This window comes from Allobosea sp. (genome assembly GCF_017308075.1).
Taxonomy (GTDB): Bacteria; Pseudomonadota; Alphaproteobacteria; order Rhizobiales; family Beijerinckiaceae; genus Allobosea.
This window is the reverse complement of sequence record NZ_JAFKFX010000017.1, coordinates 1-9,204: the sequence shown is the minus strand read 5'-3', so window position 1 is coordinate 9,204 and position 9,204 is coordinate 1. Positions and strand designations below refer to the sequence as shown.

11 protein-coding genes and 2 pseudogenes are annotated in these 9,204 nt (G+C 62.2%); 7 read left to right on the top strand and 6 right to left on the bottom strand.

Going from position 1 to position 9,204, the window contains the following annotated elements; genetic code table 11:
* The 5 genes and pseudogenes from J0J10_RS00705 to J0J10_RS00685 all read left to right on the top strand — a co-directional run.
* Nucleotides 1–137: pseudogene (locus tag J0J10_RS00705) on the top strand (IS5/IS1182 family transposase); the annotation flags it as partial.
* A gap of 274 nt (nucleotides 138–411) precedes the next feature.
* Nucleotides 412–708 (top strand): PepSY domain-containing protein, encoded by a 297-nt coding sequence (locus J0J10_RS00700; protein WP_291633054.1) that lies wholly within the window; start codon nucleotides 412–414, stop codon nucleotides 706–708.
* Nucleotides 709–734: 26 nt separating this feature from the next.
* Nucleotides 735–1,289: a hypothetical protein gene (locus tag J0J10_RS00695; protein ID WP_291633056.1), complete on the top strand. Its 555-nt coding sequence runs from the start codon at nucleotides 735–737 to the stop codon at nucleotides 1,287–1,289.
* A 192-nt stretch (nucleotides 1,290–1,481) separates the two neighbouring features.
* Nucleotides 1,482–1,685 (top strand): hypothetical protein, encoded by a 204-nt coding sequence (locus J0J10_RS00690; RefSeq protein ID WP_291633058.1) that lies wholly within the window; start codon nucleotides 1,482–1,484, stop codon nucleotides 1,683–1,685.
* A 73-nt stretch (nucleotides 1,686–1,758) separates the two neighbouring features.
* Nucleotides 1,759–1,989: a hypothetical protein gene (locus J0J10_RS00685; protein WP_291639579.1), complete on the top strand. Its 231-nt coding sequence runs from the start codon at nucleotides 1,759–1,761 to the stop codon at nucleotides 1,987–1,989.
* A 70-nt stretch (nucleotides 1,990–2,059) separates the two neighbouring features.
* On the opposite strand, the gene J0J10_RS00680 is transcribed toward J0J10_RS00685, so the two are convergent.
* A complete protein-coding gene (locus J0J10_RS00680; protein WP_291633062.1) occupies nucleotides 2,060–2,266 on the bottom strand; it encodes a hypothetical protein in 207 nt (68 codons plus the stop codon).
* 206 nt (nucleotides 2,267–2,472) lie between these two features.
* Here J0J10_RS00680 and J0J10_RS00675 point away from each other — a divergent pair, with 206 nt between their 5' ends.
* On the top strand, nucleotides 2,473–2,778 hold the full coding sequence (locus J0J10_RS00675; protein ID WP_291633064.1) for a DUF982 domain-containing protein: 306 nt from the start codon (nucleotides 2,473–2,475) through the stop codon (nucleotides 2,776–2,778).
* A 613-nt stretch (nucleotides 2,779–3,391) separates the two neighbouring features.
* Here J0J10_RS00675 and J0J10_RS00670 read toward each other — a convergent pair.
* From J0J10_RS00670 to J0J10_RS00660, 3 genes are all read right to left on the bottom strand, one after another.
* Nucleotides 3,392–3,664, bottom strand: a complete 273-nt coding sequence (locus J0J10_RS00670; protein WP_291633066.1) for a hypothetical protein — start codon at nucleotides 3,662–3,664, stop codon at nucleotides 3,392–3,394.
* A 1,000-nt stretch (nucleotides 3,665–4,664) separates the two neighbouring features.
* On the bottom strand, nucleotides 4,665–4,844 hold the full coding sequence (locus tag J0J10_RS00665; RefSeq protein ID WP_291642771.1) for a hypothetical protein: 180 nt from the start codon (nucleotides 4,842–4,844) through the stop codon (nucleotides 4,665–4,667).
* Between the two features lie 852 nt (nucleotides 4,845–5,696).
* Nucleotides 5,697–5,945 carry a hypothetical protein gene (locus J0J10_RS00660; RefSeq protein ID WP_291642769.1) on the bottom strand — a complete coding sequence of 83 codons (249 nt, stop codon included), beginning with the start codon at nucleotides 5,943–5,945 and terminating at the stop codon, nucleotides 5,697–5,699.
* 69 nt (nucleotides 5,946–6,014) lie between these two features.
* Here J0J10_RS00660 and J0J10_RS00655 point away from each other — a divergent pair, with 69 nt between their 5' ends.
* On the top strand, nucleotides 6,015–6,254 hold the full coding sequence (locus J0J10_RS00655; RefSeq protein ID WP_291642767.1) for a hypothetical protein: 240 nt from the start codon (nucleotides 6,015–6,017) through the stop codon (nucleotides 6,252–6,254).
* 49 nt (nucleotides 6,255–6,303) lie between these two features.
* Here J0J10_RS00655 and ligD read toward each other — a convergent pair whose 3' ends face one another.
* On the bottom strand, nucleotides 6,304–8,856 hold the full coding sequence (gene ligD, locus J0J10_RS00650) for a DNA ligase D (protein ID WP_291644426.1): 2,553 nt from the start codon (nucleotides 8,854–8,856) through the stop codon (nucleotides 6,304–6,306).
* A gap of 18 nt (nucleotides 8,857–8,874) precedes the next feature.
* A pseudogene (locus tag J0J10_RS00645) lies at nucleotides 8,875–9,204 on the bottom strand (non-homologous end joining protein Ku); the annotation flags it as partial.

Genomic DNA, 9,204 nt, shown 5'->3' with positions numbered 1-9,204 from the left:
ATCGCGACCGCAACGCTATCGAGCGTATGTTCTGCCGCCTCAAGGACTTCCGCCGTGTCGCAACCCGATACGACCGAAACGCCGTCAACTTCCTCGCCGCCGTCTGCATCGCAGCGATCGTCAGCTACTGGTTATGAGTCTGGGCCCTAGGTCCCGGCCAAGTTCGAATAGTGCCGACCGAACGCGTTTCCTATCTTCTAGGGGACATGGTCGCGCAAACATTCGAGAATCTCGATCATGCGCTGCGCGCGATCGAGATCGTCAGCCGCGGTTCATGCCGGTTGAAGCCATAGTGTGCCGGGGCATCGCGGCTCAAAGAACCAAGCGCCCACCAGATTGCCGGGAACATCTTCCCACAAGCTCCGTTCCCCTAGCATCGGCCATCTGGCCTGAATTCTGTGGGAGGACGCTATGAAAAGGCAACTCAGTGCCTCGATCGTCGCATCGCTTTTCGCTCTCGGAGCTTACGCCCAGACACCAACGACATCGCCTGCTCCGGCGCCAGCCCCGGCGGATGCGAATGCTCCGCTTCCGGGAGCGAACAGCTTCACCGAAGGCCAGGCCAAGAGCCGCCTTGAGGCCAACGGATACAGCGCCATCAGCGAGCTCAAGAAGGACGACAACGGCGTCTGGAAGGGCACGGCCACGCATGGCGGCCAGCCGGTCACCGTGAGCGTGGATTATCGCGGCAACATCACCCGCCATTGACCGTTTATTCTGTAAGGAGATCTGCAATGACTCGCACAATCACTCGGTCTTACGATGATTACGCAGTGGCGACCGCAGTCGTGGAGGACCTGGGAAGGGCCGGCTTCTCGGATTCTGAAATCAGCGTGATCGGGCCTCGCAACGATGACGGCGATGACAGCAACGCAGGGGAAGGTGCTGGAATTGGCGCTGGTGTCGGCGGAGCCGCCGGTTTGCTCGCGGGCCTCGGGATGATCGCCATTCCCGGTATCGGACCCGTTGTAGCGGCCGGATGGCTAGCGGCGACCGCCGCCGGTGCCGCAGCGGGCGCGGCTGCGGGGGGCATTATCGGTGCGATGACCAGTGCCGGCGTCGACGAGCGCGAAGCCCACGTCTACGCAGAAAGCGTTCGGCGTGGTGGATCGGTTGTGTCGGTTCGTGCCGCTGACGGTCGCGTCGCCGAAGCGGAGGCGATCATGGACCGTGCAACCCCGATCGATATGGTCCAGCGCCGGGCCGACTATGAGCGGGAGGGCTGGACGCAGTTCGATGCCAACGCAACTCCGTACGTTCGACCGACCGTCGGATCCTCGGCGCCATAAAACGCCCTGCTTGGTTGTATCGGGCGCATCGGAGCAGAAAAACCGCCCGCTAAACTTGCAAATAGGCCCTGCGGGCGCGCGAGCCAGTGGGGCCAATTTTTGTGCGGAGAGAATCGGCTGAAGCGGGGGCGGCCGTTGAGCACAGATCGCAATATCGAATGTGTTTCGCATTCTCGACCGGAGACGCTAGAGATGTCTTCTCCAACGGCCCTATGGCTGCTTGCCGTCGGTCTGGTGATCCTCACGATCGGCTTCATCCTCTGCGGTATCCCTAACCCCTGGCAGGCGGGCACTGCAGACGGCGCCACCGACCGCCAGCTTTACCGCTCTAGCCTTGCCATCAACCGGACCGATCTCTTCCAAGCCATGCCCGCGGCGGCTGTAAGGTGCGTGTAAGCGCAAGACGGTCAAATGCCTCTCATCAGGCCGGACGAAGCAGTTGCCGGCCGGAAGTGAGAGGAAACCGACCATGACCGCCACCAACGCCTTCGACACCGCCCGCGACACCTCCATCGCCCTGACCGATGACGAGCTCGACACCGTGGCCGGCGCCGGCATCGGCCAGAAGATCCTGGGCATCGCCCTCACCACGGGCGGCGTCCTGACCACCGCGACCGGCGTCGTCACCCGTCAGTGGGGTCTCGCCAGCCGCGGCTGCAACATGCTGGTGGACGGCATCGGCCATCTCGAGGCCGCCTGAGCACGAAAAGCAAAAGCCCCGCTGGCGTGCGCTGGCGGGGCTCTTCTTCGTCACACTCGGGCAAGGGATTTCAAGAACGGAACTTCTCGGCCGCCCGCTTCGCAAGGTCTTCCTCATCCATTGCAAGCGGCGCGAGGCTGGCGACGATGAATGCCAGCCGCTCCCGCTCCTTTTCGTCAATCTCAGGTTGCTGCACCTTGATCGCGGTCCAGGCCGCTTCCAGAGCTGCGCCCGCTCGCGCCAGATCGACCGGATCCGTCAACGAACTGAATGGCATCTGCGTCTCCCATAGGCATATCCCAGGGCAGATGTAGAGCAACGTACCAAGCCTGCAAGCGCCGCCCAGGCGCTCGACATATGCGCGAGAAAGGAGCGCGGCCTCGCCGTCTTGAACTGGTCCCCTCGGGCAATAAATCTATCTGCGCCGCCAGCGCGCAGCTCTCGCTCCGCTGCGACTCTAAAACCATGTTGCTCTAGGAGGATATGGCTTTGGCACTCCTGTCAGACCAATTCGCACGCCCGGTCGTCATCTTGACCCGGTTCGGCGTCCCTACGGCGGTTTCCTCTGCTATGGAGGCCTATATGTTTCTCACCGACTGGCCGGTCGCGCAGCGTGATGCAACCCATCCCTTGGCGTTGAAAGGCTGCCTTGCAGCGGTCCGTGGAGAAATCGAAATCGAGACCGCACGAGGGCTCTTCGCTTCATGGGCGGAACGCCGCGACATCCTCGCACCCGACGTTACCGCTTTCGTGAGCAGCCGGCGCGGAAGCTCGTACGGCGCCCGTTAACGCAAAAAGGCGCCCGGCCCCGATGTGAACGGGACCGGGCGCCAGAATGAGATTGCATGCGCGGTTAAAGAGACCAGTGCCGAGTGGCCCACCAGGTAACGGCAGCAACGCTTAGCATTCCGCCCGTAACCACTAGACCTGTCCAGATTTTTGCCCTCTGTCTAGAGTTCGATCAGGCGTTAACAGGGGGCCTTGCGTCAGATCAACAGTCGAAGCAGAACGGTGGCAATGCGTCACAGCCTGTCCTCGAGGGATTTGCGATCCTATACGTCCCAGAAGCCCTAAATCGAAGGCATCCTGGCGGGACGTTTTTGCGGCTCGCCCGCATGTTCATAACCGCCGGCCTGACAATAGACTTCCGCAGCGCGTCGAAAGCGCTGCCACGCGGGTAGCCGCTCTCGGGCCGGAGACATCAATGCATAGTTCATTTCAGGAGGAAGAAGGGCGTCTGGATCAAAGCCTGCCGATCGGCAAAGCGCCCTAGCGATGTTTTCGACGCGATCTGTTTCCATGACACGCTTCCCAACGCAACACGGAGCGCCTCCGCTCAAAAGAAAGAGGGCCGCAGGCCTGGCGCACGAAAGAGACTTCAGAGCGCCATCGTCGTAACGCACTACCGCGCGCGCGGTTCCTCGTTCTCAGGCCCGGACAGAACGCTGCTTGTTCGGACTGTGCGGGTAAATTGCTCAACGGCTCGCGCCACCAACTCCTGCTCGTCAAGCACCATAGGAACGAGGCTTGCGACAATGAACTTGAGGCGCTCGCGCTCCTGCTCCTCGGTGCCCATTCGATCATGTGAAGACGATCGGATTTCTGCCCAGGCTTCCTCGACGGCTGCAAATGCGCGGGCCAGATCGACCGGGTCGGTCAATGATCGAAATGGCATTTTACCCTCCCCTGCCGACGAATATAATCGCCCTTAGTCCAAGCGAGACGAGATCTATGCTTCGTCAGCCGTTCGATCTTGAATGGCGCGAATCTCAATCATGAGTTCCCAGACCTTTTTCTGGGCCACCGCAAACGCCATCCAGTCGCATTTCCGCTCGGCGTCCCCGCCTCGGCCAAGCGAAGCCTGAGCTTCAAAAGCCTCTTTTGCCAAAGCGGCATATCGATCCGCTAGGACCGGGACCAGGTCGGAAGCAATTTCTCGCATTCCTCGCGCTTAATCGCACTTCGAGCTGCACACTATGTCAAATGACATGCAGACCATGGACAGGGGCTGCACGGAGGGCGGCATCTCCAAACAAAAAAGCCCCGCTGGCGCGAGCGAGACCGGGCCAGTCAGGGAGAAACGCCCAAGGAGGGCAGCCCTTGCGAGGACCAGGCGACTGCGGGCTGCTGGTGGCGGGTTAGCACAGCGATTTGCGCGCTGCCGGTCCGCAGTCGGCCCATCGTTCCTCTAGCATCGCGGTACGAGACGAGCCGACTTGACGCAGGAGCTTAGCTCCAGCCAAGTACGAAGTGCGGCCAAAATGTGGAGATCACGCGTGACAATTGTGGCTTTGGCAGTCGGGGGGATTGCTTTGTTAGCGCTGAGCACGTCAGCAAGCGCCATGCCGCGCGGCATGGGGTACAAATGTCAGGACCATTACGCTCGGTATGATATTCAGGCAGGCCCGAAAGCCTTCGCTTTGGGCAGGAACGGCGCATGTGCTTGGAAAGCGCGAGTGCGCTCTATTCGGGAAGCCGAGATGGAATCGATTGCAGGATGCCGGCGCCAGCGCGGAACTGACTGCCGCATCGTTGACTCATCGCTACTGAAATCCCTCCGACAGACTTCCCGTCGCTCCATGCCGAGCGACGGCGCAATGACGGAATCCTGATGACCGGCATTTCCTGCCAGATGGTCCCGAGCCCATGCGGCATGTAGTTAATGTGGCCGCCGATCAGAGTTTCCATTTTTCGGCGATTAACCAAGTTGCACCGGCAACACCCAGCATCCCTGCAGAAATCAGAAGCAGTTTGATCGCGGTTTCCACGATCAGCGTTCCATCGACAACGATCGTCCAAGCGATCGCGCTAAGATTGGCAAAGAAAAACCCGCCATCCATGCGGATAGCGGGCATGCATATTGGCGTTCAACACCAAGAACATTGGGGGGAGGCAGCCAAGAAGCACGCCACCGATCCAGATGAGAGACGACGCCCTCACAGTTCGATCTGGCGCTAGTTCGCGGTGAGGCTCGCCGCATCCCTTTTACTCCTTGATCTCTGTCAACGCATCTGACGCCAATTGGTTCCTGACGAAACAGCAATGTTGGCGGCAACCAGGGGCGGCTGCAACTTCCCTTTGCGGGCGCGAATGAAAGTGCGCTAAGGGGTCTACCAGTCGCCTTGCGCCTAATCACGTTCAGCGCCAGCATCCCAGCAGGCGCGCCAAAATCAATCGCAGGAAGCGTTCTGGTTGACCGGCAAGAGCAAGCTCGAGTTCACCTTACATTCCCATCGGAAAGCCCAACGGCTGGCTCGAATGGGGAGCCGTGCCAGAGGACGAGCCCTACGGCGATTTCATTCACCGAGCCGCGGCGAACGTACTCGCTCGCCCTGTTACGGTCGAGGATCTCAAAGACAATCTAAGCCGTACCCGGCTGGCCCAGCTGCCCTCAGATACGCGTGAAAGGTTGATCGCGAAATATGAAGGCGCTCTATCGACCCTGGGGGGATGAAGCCACTTAATCGTCCTGCGTCGGCCGGCCTGGATCGATCGGGCTCCACGACTCCGATGGCTTCCGTTCGCCCTTGGAGGCCTCCTCCCTCGAGGTTCGCACGCTCCCGCCTTTCGGTTTGGCTTCGGGAATGTCAGTTCCTGGCCGTGGGCGACTATCTGCGCTCCTGCGAGCTTGCCCGCCGGTCTTTTCAGATTCGATCGTTGTCTTGCCCATCGATGCCTCCCTCGTGCTCCAGACTGGGACCGGACGGTTACTCTCGAAGCTTGCCGAGGTTGCCCGGCAGTCCTGAAAACGGGAGGTCATCGGGACTGCGGTTCGTGCCCGGCTCGGGATTCTCTTCGGCGCCGTGACCTTCGGTCTTTCGACGCGCCTCCCAGTTTCGGATCGCTGAAACCAGCGCCGCGAGCTCATCAGCCGCCGGCGTGCCCTCAGCTGCGTCACTCAGCGCGTTGGCGCGGGCAGCTGCGGCAGCAAACTCTTCCTTGCTCTCGATTCGCATGTCAGAACCTCCGCGTCCTCCTCGCAACATCGGAGAACGGTGCAGGTTCCTTGCTCTCGAGCACTTGCCTTGAAAATCGGTCTGGAGCTCAATAGCCACATGCCAGAAAAGCCCGTTGTCGAAATCCCCGTCGTCAGCGTCTCAAAGATCACCGTCAGCGGTGACCCAGGCGAAGGGGCCTTGGTCAAATTTGAAACAGAAGCTGACGCGGACGTCGAACTAATCCTGTCGCCGGCGGCGCTCGCTCAGCTGGAAGCTCTGCTCGCTCGCGCCGCTCAGGAGCAATCCAAACATCACCCTCAACAGTGATCCGCCCGAACACCTGCAGCCGACGCCTTCAGCGACGCCATGGAGGACGCTACTCGGCATCGCGACGCCCGGTAAGTGTTCTCGCTAATTCGAAGAAGCCGCGCCAAGCTTCGTCTTCACTTTCGCCTGCACCTATAGTGCCGGCTTTGAACGCGTCCGGCGCGAGCTGGCCCAATCTAGCCCACGCAACCGGCATTGCTACTGGTGCACCCGGCCGCGCCCGCGTCGAATAGGGGGCGATCGCAGTCGCACCGCGGCCATTGCGGAGATAGTCGACGAAGATCCGACCCTTGCGCGCCTGTTTCGACAGGGTCGCCGTGTAGAGCTTCGGCTGCGCCTGCTCCATCGCCTTGGCGAAACCGCGGGCGAATGCCTTGATCTCGTCCCAGCCGGCCTTGGGCTTCAGCGGCATCACAACATGGAAACCCTTGCCGCCGGAGGTCTTGAGGAAGCTCGCAAAACCGAGCTCATCAAGGCGAGCGCGGACCGTCAGCGCCGCCGCGCGCACCCGCTCCATGGGCACGCCCTTGTCCGGGTCGAGGTCGAAGATCACCTGATCCGGGGTTTCGACGGCATCCACCTTCGCGTTCCAGAGATGGATCTCGACCGTGCCGAGCTGAACGAGCGCCGCAAGACCATCGAAATCGCGGATGAAGAGCAGCTCCTCGCCATCCTTGTCCTTCATCCGGGAGACGGATTTGTGCAGCCCGGCGCCGGCGTGCTTCTGGAAGAAGACCTGGCCGCCGATCCCGTCCGGCGCGCGCAGCAGACTCAGGGGTCGTTCGACGACGAAGGGCGCCATGCGCTCCCAGACACTGGCGTAGTAGTCGAGCAGGTTCTGCTTGGTGAAGCCGATATCGGGCCAGAGCGGCTTGTCGGGATTGCTCAACGTCACTGTGGTCTCCCGCCGGGATGCCCTCGGCGGCATCAGCTTTGCCGCTGATCGCGTCCTGCTCGCCGCAGCCTTGACCGGCTTCTCCTCGATCACTTCATCAGCCGGCTTGTCCTCGCGCAGGCCGAGGAAGGCCGAATGCCGCAGCGTCTTCGAGGCCGTCCAGGAGCCGAAGGCGATTTCGGCGACGAGTTCAGGCTTGACCCAGACGATACCACGCTCGCGCCCCGCCGCCCCCTCGAAAGGCGCGGTTTCAGCGGCGATCGCGTCGAGCCGCCGCTTCAGGTTTGCGGCCGATTTGCGGGTGAAGCCGGTGCCGACGCGGCCTGCCGGCTTCAGTTCCCCGCCTTCATGATAACCGAGGACGAGCGAGCCGAGCTGGTTGCGCGAGGCCTTGCACGGGACATAGCCGGCGATCACGAATTCCTGGCGCTGCGTGCATTTCGACTTGATCCAGTCGCGACCCCGGCCACTGCGATACGGCGCGTCGACCCGCTTCGAGATCACGCCTTCGAGCCCCATGCGGCAGGCATGGCGGAGCATGGTCTGGCCAGGCTCGACGAAGTGCTCGCTATAGCGCAGGGCGGCGTCGGGTTTCGTAGCCTGCAGCAGCTCCTCCAGCCTTTCCTTGCGCGCGAGCAGCGGTTCCGCCCGCAGATCCTCACCGTCGAGATGGAGCAGGTCGAAGGCATAGAAGACGAGGTCAGTGGCCTCGCCGTCCGATAGGGCCGCCTGCAACGCTGAAAATGAGGAGATGCCGTCCTTGCCCAGCGCCACGACTTCACCGTCGATCAGCGCAGTGTCGCAGGGAAGTGCCGCGAAGGCAGCGGCAATCTGGTCTCGGAAGCGATCGGTCCAGTCGAGGCCGGTACGAGTGTGCAGCCTGACCTTTCCCCCGGATATCCGCGCCTGCAGCCTGTAACCGTCGAACTTGACCTCGTGCAGCCAATGCTCGCCGGCTGGGGGCTTGTCCTCCAGGGTCGCGAGGCATGGCTCGACGAAGCGCGGCAGCGGCTCGGCTTCAATCTTGGCCGGGCGGCCGGATACCTTGGATCTTGCTGTGCTGGACTTGGTGCCTCGGGGCTTACGCCCTTTAGCGGGCTTCTCGTCGGTGGACCAGACGTCGCCTGCGGGATCGTCGCCAACCTCTTCGACGCTCTTGCCCGAAACCACCGAGTCCGGCGCGGTTTTGAGAATATCCTCATCATCACGGGCAAAATCGTCGTCGACCTTGATCAGCAGCCAGTTGTCGCGCTTCTCGCCACGGCGGGACTTCAGCCGCACCAGTTTCCAGCGGCCGCCGAGCTTGTGGCCTTCGAGCGTGAAGGCGAGATGGCCTTTCTCCATGCCGCCGGCGGGGTTGCCCTCGGGGATCCACTTGCCCTCGTCCCAGATGATGACCGAGCCGGCGCCGTATTCGCCCTCGGGAATCGTGCCCTCGAAGCCGCCATATTCGAGGGGGTGATCCTCGACATGGACCGCGAGACGCTTCTCGGCGGGGTCGAGGCTCGGGCCGCGCGTCACCGCCCAGGACCAGAGCACGCCGCCATGCTCGAGCCGGAGATCGTAATGCAGGCGGCGGGCAGCATGCTTGTGGACGACGAAGGCGCCGCCGGCCTGTTCCGCCCTGCTCCGGCGTTTCGCCGCGCCTTTCGGCTCCCGCGTCCGTGAAAAGTCGCGTTTCGAACGGTAGAGATCGAGATTGGCCATGGCGCCCTCCGTGGCGGGTCAGGCACTCTTCCTGGTCTTGGCAGCGGCAGGTTTCTTCGTCGGCTTGCCGGCCCCGGGCGAAGCCTTGCGCTGCGAAGAGCTCTTGCGCGGCGGCTCGCGCGGCGAGTCCTCCTCACCGAGGCTCTTCTTCAGCGCCTCGAACAGGTTGACGACATTGGTGGGACGCTCGGCCGGCTTCGCGACCGGCGGCTTCTTGCCCTTGCGCTTGGCCTCGATCAGCGCGAGCAGCGCCTCCTCGTAGTGATCCTCGAAGCCGCTCGGATCGAACTTCGCCTGCTTCTTGTCGATGATGTGGGTGGCGAGATCGACCAGTTCCGGATCGAGCTT

Excerpts from the sequence above, each read along its gene's own strand:
- J0J10_RS00700 (WP_291633054.1), top strand. The coding sequence starts at position 412 with ATGAAAAGGCAACTCAGTGCCTCGATCGTCGCATCGCTTTTCGCTCTC.
- J0J10_RS00695 (WP_291633056.1), top strand. The coding sequence starts at position 735 with ATGACTCGCACAATCACTCGGTCTTACGATGATTACGCAGTGGCGACC.
- J0J10_RS00690 (WP_291633058.1), top strand. The coding sequence starts at position 1,482 with ATGTCTTCTCCAACGGCCCTATGGCTGCTTGCCGTCGGTCTGGTGATC.
- J0J10_RS00685 (WP_291639579.1), top strand. The coding sequence starts at position 1,759 with ATGACCGCCACCAACGCCTTCGACACCGCCCGCGACACCTCCATCGCC.
- J0J10_RS00680 (WP_291633062.1), bottom strand. The coding sequence starts at position 2,266 with ATGCCATTCAGTTCGTTGACGGATCCGGTCGATCTGGCGCGAGCGGGC.
- J0J10_RS00675 (WP_291633064.1), top strand. The coding sequence starts at position 2,473 with ATGGCTTTGGCACTCCTGTCAGACCAATTCGCACGCCCGGTCGTCATC.
- J0J10_RS00670 (WP_291633066.1), bottom strand. The coding sequence starts at position 3,664 with ATGCCATTTCGATCATTGACCGACCCGGTCGATCTGGCCCGCGCATTT.
- J0J10_RS00665 (WP_291642771.1), bottom strand. The coding sequence starts at position 4,844 with ATGCCCGCTATCCGCATGGATGGCGGGTTTTTCTTTGCCAATCTTAGC.
- J0J10_RS00660 (WP_291642769.1), bottom strand. The coding sequence starts at position 5,945 with ATGCGAATCGAGAGCAAGGAAGAGTTTGCTGCCGCAGCTGCCCGCGCC.
- ligD (WP_291644426.1), bottom strand. The coding sequence starts at position 8,856 with ATGGCCAATCTCGATCTCTACCGTTCGAAACGCGACTTTTCACGGACG.